Here is a 21809-nt window from a genome sequence, read left to right as displayed (position 1 = left end):
TGCCGGTTCGCCTGTATACCTGACACTCTACGTAAGGTGTGCGGTACAGTACCGGTACACTTTCTCAGATAACTCTGAGAACTGGCCTGGTCGTTTACCCATGACAGTTGCGTCCGGCTCCTGAGGGGCTGGCGCTTGCGGCGACGCGGGCGGACGTTTTTCTTACCCTGACAACCATGAACACTTCTCTCTCCTGGCAGCCGGTGCGCGGCGCCGATGCGACGTTGGCGACGCAGCTGGCGGCCGACCTGGCGCGGCGCATCGAGGACGATGTCTTGCGTCCCGGTGCGCGCCTGCCCTCCATACGCACCATGGCCGGCCAGGCCGGCGTGAGCCGCTTCACCGTGGTCGAGGCCTACGAGAAACTGGCCGCCCGCGGCCTGGTCAACTCGCGCCGTGGCGCCGGGTTCTTCGTGGCCCCGCGCGCCTTGCCGCCGCAACCGCTTCCCGTCCCGCAAGCGCCGCACGCCCCGGCGCGCATCGACATCGCTTGGCTGCTGCGCAGCATGTTCCGCGAATCGGCCACCCCGGGCATGCCGGGCGGCGCCGGCCTGCTGCCGCCCGAATGGCTGGACCCGGAAATGGTGGCCGGCGCGGTACGCGCGGTCGGGCGCAGCGTGCGCGGCAACCTCGTGAGCTACGGCCATCCGCAAGGCCTGCCGGCCCTGCGCCAGCAGCTGGCGGCGCAACTGCAAGGCATGGACATCCCCGCGCACCCCGACGAAAACCTGCTGACCACCGCCGGTGTCACCGAAGGCCTGGACCTGATCGCACGCTTGCTGGTGCAACCCGGCGACACGGTGCTGGTCGAGGATCCCGCCTGGTTCCTGGTCTTCGGCCGCCTGGCCGCGTTCGGCGCGCGGGTGGTGGGTGTGCCGCGCACGCGGGACGGCTACGACATCGCCGCCCTGGAGCGCTTGGCCGCGCAACACAAGCCCAAGCTGTTCATCGTCAATAGCGCCGTGCACAATCCAACCGGCCATAGCCTGCCGGCCGGCGCCGTCTACGACGTGCTGCGCATTGCCGAGAAGCATGACTTCATGGTCGTCGAGGACGACACCTATGCCGAGCTGCATCCCGGCAAGGCCATGCGCCTGGCGACGCTGGACCGCCTGCAGCGCGTGATCTTCGTCGGCGGTTTTTCCAAGATGATGGCGGCCAGCCTGCGCGTCGGCTATGTGGCGGCGGCGCCGGCCATCCAGCAGCAGCTGACCGACCTGAAGATGCTGTCCGGCCTGACCTCGTCGGAATTGGGCGAGAGAGTGGTGCACCGCATCCTGGCGGAGGGACAGTACCGCCTGCACATGGAGCGCGTGCGCAATCGGGTGGACGAGGCGCGCGAGCGCTGCATGCGGCAGCTGTTGCGGCTGGGCTTCCAGATTCCGCACGCCCCGCAGGCGGGCATGTTCGTGTGGGCCGACTGCGGACGCGATTCGGAATCGCTGGCGCGCACGGCGGCCGAACAAGGCTTGCTGCTGGCGCCCGGCACGCTGTTCTCGCCGACCCAGGCACCGTCGACGTATATGCGCTTCACGGTCAGCATGGCGGACAACCAGACGGTGTGGAAGCAGGTGGCGGCGTTGATGGGACCGCGTGGCGAGCAGGCCTGAGGCGTGCGCTTCGTGTGGGCCTGTCGCGAACGCCTTGCGGACCCCTTGCCGCCCGCCGGGGGGCCTTGCGTGGCCGTGCTCGCCGCCGTTCTCAGGACGCCATGCGCGTCCGTTTGTATTGCCGTGGCGTGACACCGAAACGGCCGCGGAATTCGCGGGCGAAGTGCGCGCCGTCGGCGAAGCCGCAATCCAGCGCTACCTGGGTCACGGGTAGCCCGCTTTGTTCCAGCAGCCAGCGCCCGTACTGCAGGCGCAGATCGCGCCGGAACGCGATGGGGCTGACGCCAAGCGCCTGTTGAAAGGCGCGTTCGAGTTGGCGCCGGCCCACGCCCACGTAGCGAGCGATGGCATCCAGCGAGGGCGGGTCGTCCACACGTTGTTCGATGAAGTGCGCGGCCTGGCGCACGCGCAGATCCTGGATCGCGGAGACATCGGTGTAGAAATGCGCCTGCGGCATGCGCGCCGGACGCACACCCTGCAGCATCATGTGGCGCACCGCTTGCTGCGCCTTGTCGCGGCCGCAGTGGCGTTCCACCAGATACAGCGCCAAGTCTATCGCCGCGGTGGAACCGGCGCAGGTGATCAGGTCGCCTTCATCGATGAACAACTGGTCCACCGTCGCGCGCACGGCTGGAAAGCGCGCGCGGAATGCATCCAGCACGTTCCAATGGACGCACACCGAACGCGAGCCCAGCAAGCCGGCCTGCGCCAGCGCGAACGTGGCGGTGCAAATGCCGAGCAGGCGCACGCGGCGTTCGACGGCCAGGTGCAGCCAGTCCCGCAAAGGCGCGGGCAGGTGCATGTTCGGATAATCGTTGCCGCCGCAGATGGCGATGTAGTCGAACTCGGCCGGGTCGGCCGCCAGGGCGCCGTCCACCGCCAGGGTCAGGCCGGCGCTGGAAGTCCTGGGCAGGCCATCCCAGCTCATCACCCGCCAGGTCGCATGGATGCGGCGGCTCAGCCCGCCATGGTCGCCCGCCAGGCGCAGCGCATCGACAAAGCCCGAAAAGGCCGCCAACGTGAACTGGTCGAGCAGCAGTATGCCGACAGATAACTCGGGTTTTCCCGAGGGTTTGGTCTGTGGGTCTTTAGTGGCGGACGTCGGGCGGTCGATCATGTCGCAATTATTCAAGTTTTTGACCACCGTCTTCTATCCCGGTTTGCCCGGGGGGGCGCACTATGTTCTCGCGGGTCCGTCCGAGGCCCGTGCTACAGCACAAGGGGAATCTCGCCATGGCCTTATCCATCCGTCTCGCCGTGTCCGCTGCCGCGGTCGCCGCCACGCTGTTCGCACCGCTCGCCGCCGCCGAGCGCATCACGGTCGCCTGGTATGGCGGCAACTGGGGCGACGCCTTCAAGGCTTGCGTCGCCGATCCGTTCACCAAGGCTACCGGCATCACGGTGACGCCGGAGGTCGGTACCTCGACCACGACGCTGGCCAAGCTGCAGCAGCAGAAGGGTGCCCCGACCATCGACGTCGCCTGGATGGACGGTGGCATCAGCGAACTGGCGCAGGCCGCCGGCGTGCTCGACTCCCTGGATCCCGCCCGGATTCCGAACCTGGCGCATGCCTTGCCGCAGGCCGTCTACCGCCAGGCCGCGCAGGTGTACGCGGTGGGTACGGGCTATTACTCGCTGGGCCTGACCTACAGCACCAAGGAAGTGAAGTCGCCGCCCAAGAGCTGGAAGGACCTGTGGAAGCCTGAATATGCCGGCGCCATTGCGATACCGTCGCCGGCAAATTCCGCGGGCGTGCCCTTCGTGTTCTTCATGGCGAAGGTGTGGGGCGTCGACCTGAAAAACCTGGATCCGCTTTACGAGCGGCTGGCCAGGCTGGACACGGCGCTGTTTTTCGACAGTTCGGGCGCCGCGACCAATGCCTTCCAGTCGGGCGAAGCGGTGATCGGCGCGCACTTCAACGTCGGCGCCTGGGACCTCATCGACAAAGGCCTGCCGATCGGCTTCACGGTGCCGCAAGAGGGCGTGTGGGCGACCGATGCGCGCCTGCATCTGGTCAAGGGCGCGCCCAACAAGGCTGCCGCGCAGAAATTTATCGATACCGCGCTGACGCCGGCGGCCTCCAGTTGCCTGGCCACCAAGCTCTACCTGGGACCGTCGGTGCAAGGGGTGACGGTGGCCCCGGAGACGGCGCGCAAGTTGCCGTGGGGCGAGAAAGGCTCGGTGGCTGACCTGAGGCTGCTGGACTGGAACGAGGTCAACGCGCGCCGCGCGGAAATCACCGATGCGTGGAACCGCAAGGTCGCGGCCGCCAAGCGTTGATCCAGGCTGAACCTGCCACGTTGCCATCAGGAGCGGTAGAACATGTCGGTGTTATTGGACGTCCAGGGCGTGAGCAAGCGCTACGGCACGCATCAGGCGCTGGATGCCGTCGATCTGCAGGTGAGCCAGGGCGAATTCGTCGCGCTGCTGGGGCCTAGCGGCTGCGGCAAGACCTCGCTGTTGCGCGCCATCGCGGGATTCCTGCCTGTCGACGGGGGGCGCATCGCCATCGACGGCGAGGACGTGGGTCGCCTGCCTGCGCACCGCAGGCCATTGAACACGGTGTTCCAGAACTACGCCTTGTTCCCGCACATGACCGTCGAGCAGAACGTGGCATATGGTCCGCGCCGCCAGGGTGCCACCCGCGCCGATGCACGGCGGCGTGCGCTGGACGCATTGGCGATGGTGGGCCTGGAAAGCATGGGTGCGCGCTACCCGCGTGACATGTCGGGCGGGCAGCAGCAGCGCGTGGCGCTGGCGCGCGCCATCGTCAATGCGCCGAAGCTGCTGTTGCTGGACGAACCCTTGTCGGCGCTCGACCTCAAGCTGCGCCGCCGCATGCAGTTCGAACTGAAACATCTGCAGGAGCGCCTGGGTATCGCTTTTGTGTTCGTGACGCATGACCAGGAAGAGGCCATGACCATGGCGGACCGCATCGTGGTCATGAACGGTGGCCGCATCGAACAGGTGGGAACGGGTCCGCAAATCTATCGTGCGCCCGCGTCGCGCTTCGTCGCCGAATTCATCGGCGAGGCGAACCTGCTGCCTTTCGTGCGGCAGGGCGAGCTGCTGCGCATGACCGGATTGGCCGGGCTGGACGTGCCCGTGGCGTCACTGCCTGCGAGCGGCGCGGTGCCCATGCGCGGCACGGCGGTGCTCCGGCCCGAGGATCTCATTCCGATGCCGGGAGACAGCATGGCGCGCGCGCCGCGTCTCGCCGCGCGTGTCACCGACGTGGTACGCGCCGGCAGCCACACGGTGGTGCTTGCGCAATCGGCGGGTGTGCCGCTGCAGGCCAGGATGCCGGGCGACGATTGCGGACTGACGGTGGGCACTACCGTTGCGCTGGCCTTCGATCCCGCGCGCCTGCACTTGATCGGGAATGCGTCATGACCAGCGCCCGCCGCTATGCGCCGGTCCTGCTGCTGGGGCTGCCCATGGCTTTCTTCACGGCCTTTTTCCTGGCGCCGCTGTGCGTGGTGGCGCTGGCCAGCGTGATGGCGCGCGACGGCCGCCGCTTTACGTTGGCCAACTACACGGGCATCCTGCTTGACGGCTACCACTGGGAAGTGATCGCCACCACGTTTCGCATCGGCCTGGGCACCACTCTGGTGTGCACCCTGCTGGGCTATCCCCTGGCGTGGTACCTGGTCCGCATCGTGCGCTGGAGCGCCTGGCGTCGCGCGTGCATCATCATCCTGGTGGTGCCGCTATTCACCAGCAACATCGTGCGCTCCTTCGGCTGGATGGTCATGCTGGGCCGCAACGGCCTGGTCAACGACGCGCTGCAGGGCATGGGCCTGCTGGACCGGCCCATGCGCTTCCTGGGCACGGAGCTGGGAATACTCATCGGCATGGTCTACGTGTTGCTGCCTTTTGTCGTGCTGGCGGTGGGCAACACATTGGCGCGGGTCGATCCCGCGCTCGAACAGGCCTCGTCCGACCTGGGCGCCGCGCCTTGGCAGACCTTTCTGCACGTCACGCTGCCGCTGACGCTGCCCGGGGTGATCAGCGGCGCCATCATGGTGCTGACGCTGGCGGTCAGCGCCTACGTGACGCCGGCCTTGCTGTCCGGCGGCCGGGTGACGGTGCTCGCCGTGCTGATCTTCCAGCAGTACGCCAGCGTGTTCGACCAGTATCACGGCGGCGCATTGAGCATCGTGCTGCTGGTGCTCACCTTGATCCTGGTGGCCGCGGCGAATCGCCTGGGCCAGGCGGGCGGGAGGACGGCATGATCGCCCGCATGCTCGTGCGCCTGGTGGCGTGGCTTGCGCTGATCTACCTGGCATTGCCCCTGGTGGTCATCCTGGGTGCGTCGGTCACCACGACGTCTTTCCTGGCTTTCCCGCCACAGGGCTGGACGCTGGACTGGTACCGCAAGTTCCTGGCCGATCCCTCGTACGTGTCGGCATTCCTGACCAGCGCCGCGCTGGCCGGCGTGGCTACGTTGGCGGCCGTGCTGCTTTCGATGCCCGCCGCCCTGGCATTGAGCCGTAGCCGCTTTCCCGGCAGGGGCGCCATCTCGGCGCTGCTGCTGTCGCCGCTGGTGTTGCCTTATATCGTGCTGGGCGCGGCCTTGCTGCAATTCGGCGGGCTGTTCGGGCTGACGCGCAGCTTCCTGTCGCTGGCCATCGGCCACACGGTGATCGTCGCGCCTTTCGTGCTGCGTAGCGTGCTGGCCATGTTGACGCCGGAGCAGCGCGCGCTGGAAGAAGCGTCAGCGGACTTGGGCGCGGGACCGTGGCAGACCTTCTTCCTGGTCGTGCTGCCGCGGATCCGGCCCGGGCTGGTGACGGGTGCCATCCTGGCCTACATCACGTCTTTCATCAACGTCGAACTGTCGATCTTCAATACGACCGCCGACTTGAACACGATACCCGTCAAGCTCTTCAACTATGTGCAGTACACGATAGATCCGACCATCGCCGCCGTCTCCGGCGCGACCATCATTGCCGCGGTGCTGATCATCGTCATCCTCGACCTCACGGTGGGACTGGACATGCTGTCAGAAAAACGCTGAACCCACGCGTGTATCCACGCTGAACCCAGGCGGACCCCGCGCCGCCTTTTCCTTTTCCTTTCTTCATCCCTTTTTCTTCCGGGAGTATTGGTCATGCGCAAGCAAGACGTGTTCGATGTCATCTATACCCACACCGAAGGTGAACCGCTGTGCATCATCCATAGCGGCATTCCTTATCCCGCCGGCTCGGATATCCTGGCCAAGCGTGCCTTTCTCGAAGCCAACTACGATTGGCTGCGCCTGGCGCTGATGCGCGAGCCGCGCGGGCATCGCGACATGTTCGGCGTGTTCCTGACGCCGCCGTCCAGTCCCGACTATGACGCCGGCCTCATCTACATCGACGGCACCGAGTATTCGCATATGTGCGGCCACGGCACCATCGCGGTGGCCATGGCCATGGTGGCCCTGGGGCTGGTGCAGCGCGGCGCCGAAGGGCTGACCCGCATCCGCTTCGAGACCACCGCGGGCCTGGTCGTGGCCGAAGTAATGTCGGAAGGCGACAAGGTGCTGTGGACCCGCTTCGAGAACGTGCCCGCCTACGTGGCAGTGCAGGATCTGCCCGTCACGTTGCCGGGCTATGGCGACCTGAAGGCGGACATCGTCTGGGGCGGCAACTATTTCGGCATCATCGACCTGACGAACTGCGCCCTGCGCATTTCGCCCGAGAACGGCAGCGAGTTGTCGCGCCTGGGCCTGCTGGCGCGCGACCAGCTCAATGCGCAGTACAAAGTGCAGCATCCCACGCGCAAGCACATCAACAACCTGAATTACGTCACCTTCTGGCATCCGGCGACCATCGAGGGGGCCTTCTACAAGAACGTGCACGTCTTCAGCCATGGCTTGCTGGACCGTTCTCCTGGCGGCACCGGCACCAGCGCCATGATGGCGATGTTCGAGGCGCGCGGCCGCATGGGCATGAACCAGCCCATCCTGTCGGAGGGCCTGCTGGGCAGCGGTACTTTCGAAGGCTGCCTGCTGGGCGAGGTGGACCTGGGCGGGACGCGCGGCGTGCGTCCCACCGTCAAGGGCACGGCCAGCATCCTGGGCACGGCGCGCTGGACCATCGATCGCGATGACCCGGTGGGCGCGGGGTTCCTGGTCAAGTAAACCGCTGCGGCATGGCGGACGCGGCCGACCCGCCGCGCCGCCGGCGCCGCTGGCGCCGCTGCCGCCGCTGCCGCGTGGGCATCGCATCCTGGCGCGGTGGCCGCGCGGCCGGCTGCGCGTGGCGATTTCCTGCATATACTGTCGGATTGAATGTTTGCCGCCGTAGCATGGCGCGGCACGTGCTTTCGACTCTTCAAGGAATTCATCATGTCCCTTCCCGTCCGCGTGCTGACCGACGATTTCTCGGTCGCTCCCCAGCTCTCGCCCGATGACATGCCCGCCGTGGCTGCCGCCGGCTACAAGAGCGTGATCATCAATCGGCCGGACTACGAAGGCGGCCAGGACCAGCCCACCGCCGCGCAAGTGTCGGAAGCCGCGCTGAACGCCGGCCTGCGGGTGGAATACCAGCCCGTGGTCAGCGGCGCCATGACGGCCGAGGACGTGGCTCACTTCGGCGAGTTGCTGCGCACCTTGCCCACGCCGGTGCTGGCCTACTGCCGTTCGGGCACGCGCTGCACCAACCTGTTCCTGGCTGCGCAGGGCTGATATTCAGGGTATCCGTTGCAGGCGGCGCCGGCCTGGCAGGCGCGCGGCGCCCTGGCGCTTCGCGGTCCGCGGCCGGCGCTGCGGTTACCGGCTGCAGCGTCCGTGGCGCCAGCCCCTGGGGTTGTCCCGGGGTGGGTGCTCATCCACGTGTTGCTGTTTTCCTGTAAATTGAAATTTCCAAGTTCCCAGGAGCAGGCACCATGTTTAAAAAAATCCTGATTCCCACTGACGGTTCGCCGCTGTCTGCCCAAGCCGCCAACGCCGGCGTCTGCTTTGCCCGTTCGGTGGGCGCTGAAGTGGTCGCGCTGTATGTGACCCAGCCCTTTGCCGCGACCATCGGCTTCGATGGCATGGCTGCTGCCTATGCCATCACCGACGAGGACTATGAAAAAGCCTCGGCCGAGCAGTCGAGCCGATATCTGAAATCCGTCCTGGACCGCGCCGAAACGGCGGGGGTGAAGGCGACTTCGCGGGCGGTCTCGAATTTCAATGTTGCCGACGGCATCGTGCAGGCGGCCGAAGAAACGGGCTGCGACCTGATCTTCATCGGCAGCCACGGCCGCAGCGGTCTGTCGCGCCTGCTGTTGGGCAGCGTGACGGCCAAGGTGCTGTCGCTGGCCCACACCGGCGTGCTGGTGTACCGCGTCAAGGAAGACAAGGAAAAGTAAGGCGTTGCCGGCGGCGTCTGCCGCCGATGCCGTCCGCGACGCGGCGGACACTTCCGGTGCCGCCGTGTCCGGATCCATGTGGCCACGTGCAGCAAGCGCAGCGCCCCATGCTGCCATACGTGCTGCACGTGTCATGGATGATAGGCCCCACCCTTCGATGAAGGGTGGGGCTTTGTTTTGCCTGCTTGCTTTGGTGACGGTTTCAGCGCTGCGTTGTGCTTAGTTTTACGCCCGCGCGGGCCGTTCCACACCCACCGTGGCGGACACGGCGCGATTGCGCATGCGCAGCGACAGCGCGGCCGACACCGCCAGCACCACCAGGATGCACGTCAGCGTATAGCGGATGCCACGCGCGTCCGCCAGCAGGCCGAACAGGGGCGACACCATGCCGCCGATCGACATGGCCAGACCCAGCGTGATGCCGCTGGCGGTGGCGGGATTGCGCGGCAGATAGTCCTGCGCCAACGTCACCTGGGCCGAGAATGGCAGGAACATGGCCACGCCCAGCGCGCCGGTGCAGCACCATGCCCACACGGCATCGGGCGCCAGCGCCAGGCCACCCAGGGCCGGCAGCGCCAGCATATAGCCCAGCCGGATGGCCGGCATGCGCCCCCAGCGGTCCGCCAGCCAACCGCCCAGCAAAGTGCCGACCGCGCCGGCGGCGGTGAAGGTGGTCAGCGCCGCCGCGCCCATGTAAGGCGCGCCGCCCAGTTCGCGGGTGACATACAGCGACAGCATGGACAGCACGGTGACATAGGGAACCGACCAGCCGACGATCACGCCGCACAACAAGGCGAATGCGCGCCAGTCATTGGCCGCATGGCCGGCGATCTTGCGGGCCTTGGCGTGGGTGTTGCCGTGCTTGCGCCTGCCCGCGTTGGCGGCTACCCACAGCAGCGCCATCAGCACGGCCGGCAAGGCCAGCAGCCAGCTGCGATTCAAAGCCCCGCCACCGACCACCGTGCTGGCCAGGAAGGGCGCGAACGACGCGCCTATGGTGCCGCCCACCGCGAATACGCTCATGGCCCGTTGCGAGCCGCCGCCCGCGGCGCGCGCCGCCACGGTGGCGGGAGGGTGGTAGGCGGCGATGCCCAGGCCGCACAGCGCCGCGGCCAGCCAGGTGGCGATATAGCTGTCGCCGCTCATGCCGGCCAGCACCAGTCCCAGCGCCGCGACCAGGAAGCCCAGCGGCACCAGCCAGCCCCGCGGCGCCTTGTCGGCATACAGGCCGAACAGGGGCTGCACCACGCTGGACAGGCCGGTGGCGGCCAGCATCAGGCCGCTGACCGCGGTGTAGTTGTAGCCGCGCTCCAGGACCATCAGGGGCAGCAGGGCGGGCACCAGCCCTTGGTACAGGTCGTTGACGGCGTGGGTGCCGGTCAGGAGTCCGAGGCGGACACGGTCCGGGGAAGGGTGATGCGTTGTCATGGGATGCCTTTCACTTGCGTTATTTCGCTTGGGTTGAGGAAAGGACATGCTAAAAAGGCGAGGCGTGGAAATCTCTCTACGGATTCACTTTTATCGTCGTGAAATGGACAAATCGGAATCTGCCGTGGTCGATGACAGCCAGGACTGGCTGGACATCGGCGCGGGCGATCGCGCGCTGGTGCACGGCGAGCGCACGGCGCAACCGGTGGTGGCCTATGCCATGGACCCCGCCGATGGGGCTGTCATCCCCATGCACGCCCACAGGCGCGGGCAGATGCTGTACGCCATCTCCGGTGTGATGCTGGTGCGGGCGGCCAGCGGCAGCTGGGTCGTGCCGCCTGGCCGCGCAGTCTGGGTGCCGCCGCGGACCCGGCACGAAATCGTCATGGCCGGCGACGTGGCGATGCGCACGGTATTCGTCGAGCCCGGTTTACGGGCCGGCTTATGGGAAAGCTGCCAGGTGTTCGAGGTCGGTCCGCTGTTGCGTGAGCTGGTGATCGCGGCGGTCGGCTTGCCGCGCGACTACGTGACCGGTGGGCGGGACGAGCACTTGATGACCCTGGTGCTGGATGAGATCGAACGGGCCCAGCCTTTGTCCTTGCACGTGCCCATGCCGGCGCATGCGGGCCTGGCGGCGCTATGCCGTGACCTGGTGCGGGACCCGGCGGAGCAGGTCAGCCTGGCGGGCTGGGCGCGGGTGCTGCATATGCATCCGCGTTCCCTGGCACGCCTGTTCCTGCGCGAGACCGGCATGAACCTGGGCGTGTGGTGCCGGGAAGCCAGGCTGTTGCTCAGCCTGCCGCGCCTGGTGGCGGGGGCTTCGGTGCTGGAGGTGGCGCTGGAGCATGGCTATAACAGTCCCAGCGCGTTCACGGCGGCGTTTCGGCGCAGCTTCGGGGCGGCGCCCAGTGACTATTTGCGATCCACCGGGCCTGCCGGACGCGCCGCGGCCCGGCGGTAGGGCATTCGGCGGACCTCAGCCGGCGATGCGTTCGGGGCAGGCGTAGAGCGTGGCATCGTCGCCGCGCATGAAGCCCATCAGGCCGACGCCCAGGCGCCGCGACAGGCGCTGCGCCAGCGCGGTCGGGGCAGACACGGCGGCGAGCATGCCCACGCCCGCGGCGGCGGTTTTTTGCACCATTTCGAAACTGGCCCGGCTGGAAACCACGATCAGGCTGCCGGCGCGCTGCGCGGCATCGACATCCGCACGGGCAAGCGCGCCCACCAGCTTGTCCAGCGCATTATGCCGGCCGACGTCTTCGCGCACGTAGCGCAACTGCCCATCAACGTCCGCCCAGGCCGCGGCATGCGTGGCGCCGGTGGCGTTATGCAGGGGCTGGCGCTCGCGCAGGGCTTGCATGGCTGCCAGGACCGCGGCCAGGGGCAGGGCAGCAGCCGCGGCCACGGGGGCGACGTCGCGTACCACTTCAGGCAGGGTTTCCACGCCGCACAAGCCACAGCCAGTGCGCCCCGACATGGCGCGGCGCCGTTCCTTCAGGCGCGCGGCGCAGGCGCTGGAGATTTCCACTTCGACGACGATGCCATCGCATTCTTCGCGCAACTCGATGCCGCGGACGTCGTGCGCGCTTGCCACGATGCCCTCGGTCAAGGAAAAACCCAGGGCGAAGTCTTCCAGGTCGGCGGGCGTCGCCAGCATGGTGGCGTGGCTGATGCCATTGAACTCCAGCGCGATGGGCGTTTCCTCCGCCAACCGGTCGGATTGCGGTGCCGGCTGCAGCCGGCCGCCACGCACGCGCAGGACTTGCGCGGAATGCCACGTCGGATGCGCTTGGGAATCGATATCCATGATGTCGCGGAAAGAGGCTGCAGGCTGCTCGTCTGGCCAGCCAGCAGCTTCATGCTGGGGATGGAAATGGCTATATAACACGCCGTGGCCGGGGCGCGTCCGGCCTGCTTGTTCCTCGTGTTTATCATGGCCGCCCTTGGTTCCGGCCGCGGCGCCTGGTATCGGCCGGGTCTAGGACGCCGCCTTCCGGATGTAGTCCAGGATCTTGTCGAAGCGGCGGGGCGTCAGCTGGGCGTAGGGGATGCCATCGATCAGCATGCCGGGCGAGCGTGCGCACAGCCCGAGACAATCCACCGGCTCCAGGGCAAAGACCCCGTCACAGCTGTGGGAATGGAACTCACAGCCCAATTTCTTGCGCACGTGATTCGCCAACCGGTCGCCGCCCATGGCCTGGCATGAGGAGTCACGGCACAGCTCGATGCGGTGGCGGGCACCGGGGGCACCGTCGCCCTGGGGCTCATCCGCGTTCCGAGAAAGGCCTGCTGCTGGTGTGGTCATAAGGCTAGCGAGTGGGGCAAAGCGGGGCAAAAGCGCAACAAGGGGGATACAAGCGCGAAACAAAAGGCGAGCCAGAAAAGTCCGGCGGCGCGGGCAAGCCGTAAAAAGCTATGATTCTCCTATGTCCAGAGTGATTTTTCTCACCGATCATCGCCAGGCGCCGGGTATTGCGCCAGCGCCGGCGTATCTGCCCCTGCCTGGCGAGCCCCTGCTCGACACCCGCGGGCGGCCTTTGCGCGACCTGCGGATATCGGTCACGGACCGCTGCAACTTCCGTTGCACCTACTGTATGCCGCGCGATGTGTTCGACAAGCACCACGAATTCCTGCCCCATCGCGACCTGCTGACCTTCGAGGAAATCGCCGCCGCGGCGCGTGTGTTCGTTGCCATGGGCGTGCGCAAGATCCGCCTGACGGGGGGTGAGCCGCTGCTGCGCAGGAATATCGAGACGCTGGTGGCGCTGCTGGCCGAGTTGCGTACGCCCGAAGGCGACAAGCCCGAGCTGACGCTGACCACCAACGGCAGCCTGCTGGCGCGCAAGGCGCAGGCGTTGAAGGCCGCGGGCCTGGACCGGGTGACCGTCAGCCTGGACGCCCTGGATCCCGGCGTGTTCGCGCGCATGAGCGACAGTGATTTCGATGTGGCCCAGGTGCTGGAGGGCATCGAGGCCGCGGCCGCCGCCGGCCTGGCGCCGGTGAAGATCAATATGGTGGTGCGCAAGGGCGCCAACGACGACCAGATCGTGCCCATGGCGCGGCACTTTCGTGGTTCGGGCCATATCCTGCGTTTCATCGAATACATGGACGTGGGCAGCACCAACGGCTGGAACATGGCCGAGGTGGTGCCCAGCGCCGACGTGGTGGCGCGACTGAACGAGGCCTGGCCCATGCGCGCGGTGGTGGACGACGCCATGGGCCGCGTGGCCGAGCGCTGGGCTTACGCCGACGGCGCCGGCGAGGTGGGCGTGATCTCCAGCGTGACGCACGCTTTCTGCGGCGGCTGTACGCGCGCCAGGCTGTCGCCCGAAGGGCGGCTGTTCCTGTGCCTGTTCGCGACGCAAGGCCATGATCTGCGCGCGGTGATACGGGGTGCCGGCGACGAGACGCGTCTGGCACGGGCCCTGGCCGGCATCTGGCAAGGGCGCGCCGACAACTATTCAGAACACCGTTCGCAAGCGGCGCCGGATGCCGCGGCGGCCAGCGAACACAAAATCGAAATGAGCTACATCGGTGGCTGACGAGGCGCCGCGCACGCAGGCAGGCAATTCCGGGCCACGAGCGGCTGCGGCGGCAACCAAGGCCACATCTCCGGCCCCATCTCCGGCCACATCCTCGGCCACATCCTCGGCCACATCCTCGGCCACATCCTCGGGCACGACCCCAGCCACATCCCCGGTCCCGGCCGCGGGCGCGGGAGGCAATATCGCCGGCCTGATCCTGGCCGGTGGCCGCGGTGCGCGCATGGGCGAGATCGACAAGGGACTGGTACGGTTGCGCGGCAGGCCGCTGGTCGATCATGTTGCCGCTACGCTGGCGCCGCAGGTGGCGCACCTGCTGGTCAGCGCCAACCGTAATGCGGACAGCTACGCCCGCTATGCGCCGGTGCTGGCCGACGATCCCGCGCATGGTGCCTGGCAAGGACCGCTGGCCGGTATCGCGGCCGGTTTGGCGGGCAGTCCCTTGCCCTGGGTGGTGACCGCGCCTTGCGATACGCCCTTTCTACCCCAGGACCTGGTCGCGCGCCTGGCGGCGGCGCTACGCGCGGACAGCGTCACGGATGCGGCGGTGGCGGGCTGCGCCACTGATCGCGCCACGGCCGGGGCCCATGGAGGCGCGCCGCGCATCGCCGTCGCGCATGCCGGCGGTCGTCGGCAATCGGTCTGCATGCTGTTGCCGGTCGACCTGCTGCCTGCGCTGCGTGCTTATCTGGATGCAGGCGAACGCAAGGTGGATCGTTGGCAGGATGCGCACGGCTGCATCGAAGTGGATTGCGGCGATGCCGCCGCGTTCATGAACCTGAACACGGCGGACGAATTGGCCCAGGCGGAGAAGATCACGGCCGGCGTTGCCAAGCCGTAATCGTCGCTGTAGCCGGGCCTTGGCGATCCTCTCGGATCGGCATGGCTCCAAGGCCCTGAGCCTCTGAGATCCCAAGACCCTGAAACGCTAAGACCCTAAGACCCTGTGCCTCCAGGTCCCTAGGCCTGCCAATGGCGGAAGTCGTAGTACGCGACTTTCTCGCCGTCGTAGACAGGCACGCCCGCCGGAATGCGGGCCAACCCGGTGGCCCAGGGCAGGGAACTCATCACCCCCGAACTCTGGCGATCGAACACCGCCAATTCGCCGACGCTGCCCGCGTTGACCACGCGCTGCACGCGCAAGAATTCCTCGCGCGCGTCGTGGCGCGGCTTGGGCGTGCGCAGGGTCAGGTAGCTGACCTGCGGGAACAGTTCCTTGCGTCCCTGCATGCGGCGCAGCAAGGGCGTGACCAGCACGGTGAATACCGCGTAGGCCGACACCGGATTGCCAGGCAGGCAGACCACGGGCTTGCCTGCCACGTGCGCCATGGCCACCGGCTTGCCGGGTTTCATGCGCACCTTCCACAGCGCCAGCGTGGCGCCCAGGCTCTCCAGGGCCGGCTTCACCAGGTCCTTGTCGCCCACCGAAACGCCGCCGACGCTGAGCACCAGGTCGCATTCATCCGTCAGCGTCTGCAACGCTGCCTGCAGGCTGGCTTCATCGTCGCGCGCATGCAGCACGTGCGTGGCGCGCGCGCCCATGCCATTGACCAGGGCGGCCAGCATGACACCGTTGGAGTTGTAGATCTGATGGCCGGTGCGCGGCGTGCCCGGCGTCACCAGTTCATCGCCGGTGGTCAGGATGCCCACCCGCACCGCCGGATGCACGGTCACTTCGGCCAGCCCTTGCGAGGCCAGCAGGGCGATGTGCGCCGCGTCCAGCCGCGTGCCGGCAGCGAGCAAAGGCTGGCCGGCCGCCACGTCTTCGCCGCGCCGGCGCACGTGCTGGCCCGGCTTGGGTTCGGCCAGGATTTCGATGCGGCCAGCGCCTGCGCTGTCCGCGCTCTCGGCGGCCCGGGTGTCTTCCTGCATGATCACGGTGTCGGCGCCCACCGGCATGATGCTGCCCGTGAACAGGCGCGTCAGCTGGCCCGCTGCCTGAGGGGCCGGCGCCTGGCCGGCATAGACGATCTGCTGGACCGGCAAGGCGGGCGGCACGGCGCCGGCGGCGGCATAGTCCTCGTAGCGCAGGGCGTAGCCGTCCATGGCGCTGTTGTCGGCCGGCGGCAGGTCCAGGGTGGCCGTGATATCGGTGGCCAGCACCAGGCCGGCGGCCTCGTGCAGCGGCACGACCAGGGTCCGGGTGGGAGCGGGCGCGCCCTGCGCCAGTTGTCGTTGGGCGTCGTCGAATTCCAGCATGTGGCGGCGTTCCGTGTGCGGGACGGCTCGGGCAGGCGGGCGTCCTCCGAGGGGAAGGCGCCCGCCGCCTTGGAGTCATCGTTTTTTGAAATGCGAGGCGAAGTTGCACGGCTTGTGACGGCTGTCCAACTGCTCGCGCAGAATGTGGTCCCAGGCGGCTTCGCAGGCACTGGTCGAACCCGGCAGGCAGAAGATGACCGTGTCGTTGGCGATGCCCGCGACGGCGCGCGACTGGATCGTGGAGGTGCCGATGTCGGCGTGGGAAATCTGGCGGAACAGTTCGCCAAAGCCGGGGATCTCGATATCGAACAGCGGCGTGACGGCGGCGGGCACCGCATCGCGGTGCGAGAAGCCGGTAGCGCCGTTGGTGATGATCACCTGCACGGCGGAGTCGTAGATCCAGTCGCTGATGATGCGGCGGATCGCGTAGATGTCATCCTTGACCAGGTCGCGCCGCACGCAGTCGTGGCCGTCGCGCGCCAGCGTCTCGGCCAGCCAGTTGCCCGAGGTATCGTTGCCTGCGGTGCGCGAGTCGCTGACGGTCAGCACAGCGCAGGCGAGCGACAGTTTTTTATCGTTTTTCTGGTCGTTCATGATGCTTCCTTCGAGGGATGACCGTCCCAGGAACGGGTGCGGTCGGTATCGCTTTGCTTTTGCTCGACCCAGAAGCTGCGGCCGCTGGCCAGGGTCTCGCGTTTCCAGAACGGCGCCCGCGTCTTGAGCGCGTCCATGATGTACTCACAGGCGTGGAAGGCGTCGCCCCGGTGCGCGCTGGCAGCCGCCACGAAAACGATCTGGGCATTGCGCGGCAGCACGCCGACCCGATGCACGATGACGTAATCCACCACGCGCCACCGTTCGCAGGCCTGGCGCGCGATGTCTTCGAGTTCGCGCTCGCACATGCCGGGATAGTGTTCCAGCGTCAAGGTCTGGGTGGCGTCGTCGGACGAAAAGTCGCGCACATAGCCGGTGAAGGTCACCAGCGCGCCCGCCGCGCCGGCGCAGCGTTCGCGCAGGGCCGACTGCAAGGCGCCGGTGTCGAAGTCGGCTTCCTGGACGACGATCATGGCATCAACCTCCGGTGACGGGCTCGAAGACGGCGACTTCGTCGCCGGCATGGATCACCACGCTGGGCTTGGCATGGGTCTGGTTGACCGCCAGGCGCAGGCGGCTGGCGCCGGCCAGGTCGGGATGGCGCTGGCCCAGTTGCGCCAGCAGGTCGCTGCCGGTGACCGATGCGCCTTGCGGCAGGGCATAGGTTTCCGCACGGCAGCCGGTGAGCTCCGCCACGCGGGCGAAGTAGAGCAGCTGGATGGTGGGCGAACTGGGGTCGGTTGTCGTGTTCATTGCGCTGTTCACTGCGCACCTCCGGGCCCAGGCGGGCAGAAATCCACCGGGGATTCTACTCCGTCGGTGCCCGCCATTCGCCGCTTTTACCCCCCGCCTTGTATTCCAGGCGGACCTGCTCGATGACGATGCCTTTGTCGGCCGCCTTGCACATGTCATAGATCGTCAGGGCGGCCACGCTGCAGGCGGTCATGGCTTCCATTTCCACGCCTGTTTTGAAATCCGTCCGGCAGGTGGCGCGCACCTCGACCGTATGGCTGTCATCGTCCAGCGCGAAATCCACGCCGACGAAGGACAGGGGCAGGCTGTGGCACAGGGGAATCAGGTCGGCGCAGCGCTTGGCGGCCAGCATGCCGGCCACCCGGGCGGTGTTCAGCACTTCACCCTTGCCGCGCCCGGGCTGGGTGAGCAGGCCGTAGGCCGTGGCGTTCAGGCGCACGCGGGCCGCCGCGATGGCGACGCGCGCGGTGCTGGATTTGTCACCGACGTCGACCATGCGGACCTGGCCGGATTCGTCGAGGTGGCTCAATGTGGGCGGAGTGGCTGGCATGGGGGGCGTGGTCAAGGTTTGAAACGAATTGCCCGGGTATAAAGACGGACGGGGACACGGAATTCGGACACTATTCGGGTTCGCCGTCCGCTGCTGCCGACGGCGCGCGGACCGGCGTAAAACACCGCTCCGCCTGGAACCCGTGACGCCGTGAACCCTTGCGGCGGCGCGGCTGTCATCATAATGGACGCGCACCTGCGTCGGGGGTGATAATTGCCCCGTAGCCCATAGGAGAGATCATCAATGTCTTTGCGGATGCCCAGGATACGACTGTCGCGGCGGCTCGGCCACATCGTTCTGGGTATCGTCGGATTCGTGCTCCTGGTCTTCGCCCTGGCGGCGTGGCAGGTGCCGAATTTCACCCGCAAGGCGTTGACGGGGCAGGTTGCCGAAATGCTGGGCCGTGAGGTGCAGGTCGGCAAGATTTCCTTCAATCCTTTTACGCTGTCGCTGCGCGTGCACGACCTGAAGGTCGTGCAGCCCGGCTCGGAGACGCCGCTGCTGGCGGTGAACGAGGCCTACGCCAGCGTCGCCTGGCGGTCGCTGGTCTGGTTCGCACCGGTGGTCGATCACCTGGAACTGCACCAGCCCAAAGTGGCCCTGGTGCGCGAGGGCCCGACCCGCTTCAATTTCTCCGACGTCCAGCAGAAGGTGGCCGACATGGCCGCGGCCCAGCCGCCCACGCCGGAGGAAGACAAGGACAAGCCGCTGCCGCGGTTCTCGCTCAACAACATGTTGCTGAAGGGTGGCAGCATCACGCTGGATGACAAGGTCACGGGGCGTAAGCAGGTCATCGACGAGATCACCTTGGGCCTGCCTTTCATTTCGAACTTCGGCTATGCCACGGATATCGACGTGCTGCCGCGTTTTCACGCGCGCATCAATGGCAGCCCTTTCGATCTGCACGGGACGGCGCGGCCCTTCGACAAGGTGCCGGGGTCCACGCTGGACGTGGTGTTCACGGGACTGGCGCTGGACCAGTGGGCCGACGCCTGGCCTGAGCCGCTGCCGGTCAAGCTCAAGCATGGCTTGCTGGATTCGGATCTGCACATCGTGTTCGAGCAGCCGCATGACGCGCCGACCAAGCTGCACATCACCGGCGGGCTGGGCGTGCGCGAGTTCGACCTGCGCGAGAGTTCCGATGACAGCCTGGTGGCCTGGCGCAGCCTGAGCGTGCGGCAGGTGGAGCTGGACGTCATCGGGCGTACCGCGACGGTGGGTGAAGTGGAGTTGCTCGACCCGCGCATCCAGACCCGGCGCGATGCCAACCAGCGGGTCAACTGGCTGGACATCATCGACAAGCTCCAGCGCCTGAGCGCCGGCGACAAGACCGAAGGACCGGCCAAGGTGTCCACCGTGAAGACGGTGGTGCCTGCGTCCGCGGCCCCAGACAAGGCTGCCGCGGACAAGGCTGCAGCGGTCGGTGGGCCAGCTGTCGCCAACGGTGCCGCCAACGCGCCTGCCAACGCAGCGGCTGGCGCGAATCCAGCGCCCGCGCCAGCCACGTCGCCGCCGCCGACGACGGCGGCCCCCTGGCAACTGACCATCGGCGCCGTCAATATCGGCAATGGCAATCTGCATCTGCGCGATGCCGCGACCAAGGTCGATTACGCCCTGGACAAGCTGGACGTCACGGTTCAGCAAGTACGCCTGCCGCAGCCCAAGGACCAACCCATCGGCCTGTGGCTGACCATGGACAACCCCGACGGCGCCAAGCTGCGCGGCGTCGGCAAGCTGATCCTGCAGCCGCTCGCCCTGGACCTGGACGTGCGCGCCGCCAGCCTGCCGCTGGCGCCCTTCGCGCAGGCCGTGCGCAACGCCACGCCGGTGCTGCTGCAAAGCGGTACGGTAGGCGTGTCGGCGCAGGTCAATGTGGCCGACCGCAATAACGTGCTGGCGGTCAATGCCAGCGGCATCAAGGTCGACGCGGCCGATATCGCCGCGCGCGACGAAAGCATGACTCCCGCCGTCGATGTCAGCCTGAAACGCCTGGCGCTGAACGTCGATAAATGGACTCTGGGTTCCGGTTCATCGAACTTCGACCTGAAGGCCGACGGCCTGCTGGGCCAGGGCGCGCTGGCCACGCAAGGCAGCTTCACCCTGCAACCCCTGCAGGTCAACGCCAAGGTGGATCTGTCCAAGCTGGACCTGGCGCGCTTCGCGCCCTACGCCGCTTCCAGCCTGAACGCCACCGTGCGCTCCATTTCGGTGGGCGCCAAGGGCGAGGCCAAATTCGCGGCGGCGGCGGGCGGCAAGCCCATGCAGGCCAGCTGGACCGGCGCCGTCAACGTCGACGACCTGAATCTGCTGGACCGCGTCAATCGCGCCGACTTCCTGGCCTGGAAGACATTGGGCTTCACCAATATGGCCATCCAGGTCGTGGGCGACAAGCCGCGCCTGGACCTGGGCGATATCGTGCTCGACGACTTCTACGGCAATGTGTTGCTCAATGGCGAAGGCCGTCTGAACGTGCTGGACCTGGTGGCGGAACCCGGCAAGGCGGGCGGCTCCATCACCCAGGATACGCAGACCCGCTCCGCGCCGCGGCCGGCGCCTGCGGCCAAATCCAGCGGCGGTGGCCTGCCGGACATCACGGTGCGTAGCGTGACGCTGAAGAATGGCCGCGCCACCTTCAACGACCGCTTCGTCAAACCCAACTACACGGCGGAATTGTCCAGTGTCGCCGGCTCGGTCTCGACCTTGTCATCGACGAATCCCCAGCCTGCCAAGGTCAGCGTCAATGGCCGTGTGTATCGTACGGCGCCGCTTTCCATCAGCGGCGTGGTCAATCCTTTCGCCAAGTTCCTGACGCTGGATCTCAAGGTTACGGCGCGTGGTGTCGACCTGCCGCGCTTCACCACCTATTCCTCCAAGTACGTCGGCTACCCGATCAAGCGCGGCAAACTGTCGGTGGACCTGGAATACAAGATCAAGGACCGCGCCTTGTCGGCCAGCAACCATGTGCTGCTGAACCAGCTGACCTTCGGCGAGAAGTCCAACAGCAAGGACGCCACGACCCTGCCGGTGATGCTGGCGGTGGCCCTGCTGAAGGATCGCAACGGCAACATCGACATCGACCTGCCGGTGTCGGGGTCGCTGGACGATCCCAGCTTCTCGGTCGGCCGCATCATCCTTGGCGTGGTCGGTAACCTGGTGGTCAAGGCCGTGACGTCGCCCTTCAGCCTGCTGGCATCCGCCTTCGGTGGCGGCGGCGAAGAACTGTCCTACGTGACGTTCGCGCCCGGCAGCGACAAGCTGGACGACACGGCGCGCGAACGCCTGAAGAAGCTGGCCACGGCCCTGGCCGATCGTCCTTCGCTGCAGATGGACATCACCGGCCGCGCCGATCCGGTCACGGACGAAGCGGGGCTGCGTAAAGCCTATGTGGACCAGCGCATCCGCACTGCCGCGGCGCGCGCCAGCGGCAAGAGCGCGCGCCTGGGCGATGCGCCCCTGTCGGCGGCCGAGCGCAACAAGTATCTGGAAACGGTCTACGGCAATACCAAGCTGGACGACAAGCCGCGCAACTTCATTGGCATGGCCAAGTCCTTGCCGCCCGAGCAGATGGAAGACATGCTGCGCAAGGCTGCTCCGGTGAGCGACGAGCAATTGCGCCGGCTGGCGGACGCACGGGCGCAGGCGGTCTACGAAGCCCTGCAGGCGCAGGGGGCGCCCGCGGACCGCGTGTTCGTGGTCGCGCCGGAACTGTCGGCCGAAGGCATCAAGGACAAGGACGCCCCCAGCCGCGTCGAGTTTTCCCTCAAACGTTGATCCTGGTGCAGGAAAAAAGCC

General features: G+C 67.2%; 21 protein-coding genes. 12 read left to right on the top strand and 9 right to left on the bottom strand.

Going from position 1 to position 21809, the window contains the following annotated elements:
• Nucleotides 1–203: 203 nt before the first annotated feature.
• Nucleotides 204–1610, top strand: a complete 1407-nt coding sequence (locus CEY05_RS12915) for a PLP-dependent aminotransferase family protein (protein WP_198952798.1) — start codon at nucleotides 204–206, stop codon at nucleotides 1608–1610.
• Between the two features lie 91 nt (nucleotides 1611–1701).
• Here CEY05_RS12915 and CEY05_RS12910 read toward each other — a convergent pair whose 3' ends face one another.
• Nucleotides 1702–2727 (bottom strand): GlxA family transcriptional regulator, encoded by a 1026-nt coding sequence (locus tag CEY05_RS12910; RefSeq protein ID WP_088598744.1) that lies wholly within the window; start codon nucleotides 2725–2727, stop codon nucleotides 1702–1704.
• Between the two features lie 116 nt (nucleotides 2728–2843).
• On the opposite strand from CEY05_RS12910, the gene CEY05_RS12905 reads away from it, so the two are divergent.
• From CEY05_RS12905 to CEY05_RS12875, 7 genes are all read left to right on the top strand, one after another.
• Nucleotides 2844–3890 (top strand): ABC transporter substrate-binding protein, encoded by a 1047-nt coding sequence (locus CEY05_RS12905; RefSeq protein ID WP_088598743.1) that lies wholly within the window; start codon nucleotides 2844–2846, stop codon nucleotides 3888–3890.
• Nucleotides 3891–3932: 42 nt separating this feature from the next.
• Entirely contained in the window at nucleotides 3933–5003 is a 1071-nt protein-coding gene (locus CEY05_RS12900) for an ABC transporter ATP-binding protein (protein ID WP_088598742.1), read from the top strand.
• A complete protein-coding gene (locus CEY05_RS12895) occupies nucleotides 5000–5845 on the top strand; it encodes an ABC transporter permease (RefSeq protein ID WP_088598741.1) in 846 nt (281 codons plus the stop codon). The genes CEY05_RS12900 and CEY05_RS12895 overlap by 4 nt, the downstream gene beginning before the upstream one ends.
• Entirely contained in the window at nucleotides 5842–6630 is a 789-nt protein-coding gene (locus tag CEY05_RS12890; protein WP_088598740.1) for an ABC transporter permease, read from the top strand. The genes CEY05_RS12895 and CEY05_RS12890 overlap by 4 nt, the downstream gene beginning before the upstream one ends.
• Nucleotides 6631–6723: 93 nt before the next feature.
• Nucleotides 6724–7737: a proline racemase family protein gene (locus tag CEY05_RS12885; RefSeq protein WP_088598739.1), complete on the top strand. Its 1014-nt coding sequence runs from the start codon at nucleotides 6724–6726 to the stop codon at nucleotides 7735–7737.
• A gap of 207 nt (nucleotides 7738–7944) precedes the next feature.
• Nucleotides 7945–8283 carry a TIGR01244 family sulfur transferase gene (locus CEY05_RS12880; RefSeq protein ID WP_088599194.1) on the top strand — a complete coding sequence of 113 codons (339 nt, stop codon included), beginning with the start codon at nucleotides 7945–7947 and terminating at the stop codon, nucleotides 8281–8283.
• 200 nt (nucleotides 8284–8483) lie between these two features.
• Nucleotides 8484–8951 (top strand): universal stress protein, encoded by a 468-nt coding sequence (locus CEY05_RS12875; RefSeq protein ID WP_088598738.1) that lies wholly within the window; start codon nucleotides 8484–8486, stop codon nucleotides 8949–8951.
• A 225-nt stretch (nucleotides 8952–9176) separates the two neighbouring features.
• On the opposite strand, the gene CEY05_RS12870 is transcribed toward CEY05_RS12875, so the two are convergent.
• Nucleotides 9177–10379, bottom strand: a complete 1203-nt coding sequence (locus CEY05_RS12870) for an MFS transporter (protein WP_088598737.1) — start codon at nucleotides 10377–10379, stop codon at nucleotides 9177–9179.
• 124 nt (nucleotides 10380–10503) lie between these two features.
• Here CEY05_RS12870 and CEY05_RS12865 point away from each other — a divergent pair, with 124 nt between their 5' ends.
• Complete coding sequence (locus CEY05_RS12865) at nucleotides 10504–11340, top strand: helix-turn-helix transcriptional regulator (RefSeq protein ID WP_369825938.1); 837 nt, start codon at nucleotides 10504–10506, stop codon at nucleotides 11338–11340.
• 15 nt (nucleotides 11341–11355) lie between these two features.
• Here the strand turns inward: CEY05_RS12865 and fdhD are convergent, their stop codons facing one another.
• Complete coding sequence (gene fdhD, locus CEY05_RS12860; protein ID WP_088598735.1) at nucleotides 11356–12186, bottom strand: formate dehydrogenase accessory sulfurtransferase FdhD; 831 nt, start codon at nucleotides 12184–12186, stop codon at nucleotides 11356–11358.
• A 171-nt stretch (nucleotides 12187–12357) separates the two neighbouring features.
• Nucleotides 12358–12684 (bottom strand): NAD(P)H-dependent oxidoreductase subunit E, encoded by a 327-nt coding sequence (locus tag CEY05_RS12855; protein WP_088598734.1) that lies wholly within the window; start codon nucleotides 12682–12684, stop codon nucleotides 12358–12360.
• A 121-nt stretch (nucleotides 12685–12805) separates the two neighbouring features.
• Here CEY05_RS12855 and moaA point away from each other — a divergent pair, with 121 nt between their 5' ends.
• Together moaA and mobA are read left to right on the top strand one after the other, a co-directional pair.
• Nucleotides 12806–13921 carry a GTP 3',8-cyclase MoaA gene (gene moaA / locus CEY05_RS12850; RefSeq protein WP_088598733.1) on the top strand — a complete coding sequence of 372 codons (1116 nt, stop codon included), beginning with the start codon at nucleotides 12806–12808 and terminating at the stop codon, nucleotides 13919–13921.
• A gap of 193 nt (nucleotides 13922–14114) precedes the next feature.
• Nucleotides 14115–14762, top strand: coding sequence for a molybdenum cofactor guanylyltransferase MobA (mobA, locus tag CEY05_RS12845; protein WP_088599193.1), 648 nt, complete (start codon nucleotides 14115–14117; stop codon nucleotides 14760–14762).
• A 119-nt stretch (nucleotides 14763–14881) separates the two neighbouring features.
• On the opposite strand, the gene glp is transcribed toward mobA, so the two are convergent.
• The 5 genes from glp to moaC form a co-directional block, all read right to left on the bottom strand.
• Nucleotides 14882–16120 (bottom strand): gephyrin-like molybdotransferase Glp, encoded by a 1239-nt coding sequence (gene glp / locus CEY05_RS12840; protein WP_088598732.1) that lies wholly within the window; start codon nucleotides 16118–16120, stop codon nucleotides 14882–14884.
• A gap of 75 nt (nucleotides 16121–16195) precedes the next feature.
• Nucleotides 16196–16714 carry a molybdenum cofactor biosynthesis protein B gene (gene moaB, locus CEY05_RS12835; RefSeq protein WP_088598731.1) on the bottom strand — a complete coding sequence of 173 codons (519 nt, stop codon included), beginning with the start codon at nucleotides 16712–16714 and terminating at the stop codon, nucleotides 16196–16198.
• Nucleotides 16711–17187, bottom strand: coding sequence for a molybdenum cofactor biosynthesis protein MoaE (locus tag CEY05_RS12830; protein WP_088598730.1), 477 nt, complete (start codon nucleotides 17185–17187; stop codon nucleotides 16711–16713). Before CEY05_RS12830 ends, moaB begins: the two co-directional genes overlap by 4 nt.
• A gap of 4 nt (nucleotides 17188–17191) precedes the next feature.
• Nucleotides 17192–17467, bottom strand: coding sequence for a MoaD/ThiS family protein (locus CEY05_RS12825; protein ID WP_088598729.1), 276 nt, complete (start codon nucleotides 17465–17467; stop codon nucleotides 17192–17194).
• Between the two features lie 55 nt (nucleotides 17468–17522).
• Nucleotides 17523–18017 carry a cyclic pyranopterin monophosphate synthase MoaC gene (moaC, locus tag CEY05_RS12820; protein WP_088598728.1) on the bottom strand — a complete coding sequence of 165 codons (495 nt, stop codon included), beginning with the start codon at nucleotides 18015–18017 and terminating at the stop codon, nucleotides 17523–17525.
• Nucleotides 18018–18260: 243 nt separating this feature from the next.
• Here moaC and CEY05_RS12815 point away from each other — a divergent pair, with 243 nt between their 5' ends.
• On the top strand, nucleotides 18261–21788 hold the full coding sequence (locus CEY05_RS12815; protein ID WP_088598727.1) for a DUF748 domain-containing protein: 3528 nt from the start codon (nucleotides 18261–18263) through the stop codon (nucleotides 21786–21788).
• Nucleotides 21789–21809: the final 21 nt, after the last annotated feature.

Origin of the sequence: Achromobacter sp. HZ34 (assembly GCF_002209485.1) — a bacterium.
Taxonomy (GTDB): domain Bacteria; phylum Pseudomonadota; class Gammaproteobacteria; order Burkholderiales; family Burkholderiaceae_B; genus Bordetella_C.
The sequence above is the reverse complement of the archived record's forward strand: the minus strand, read 5'-3'. Positions and strand labels throughout refer to the sequence as shown.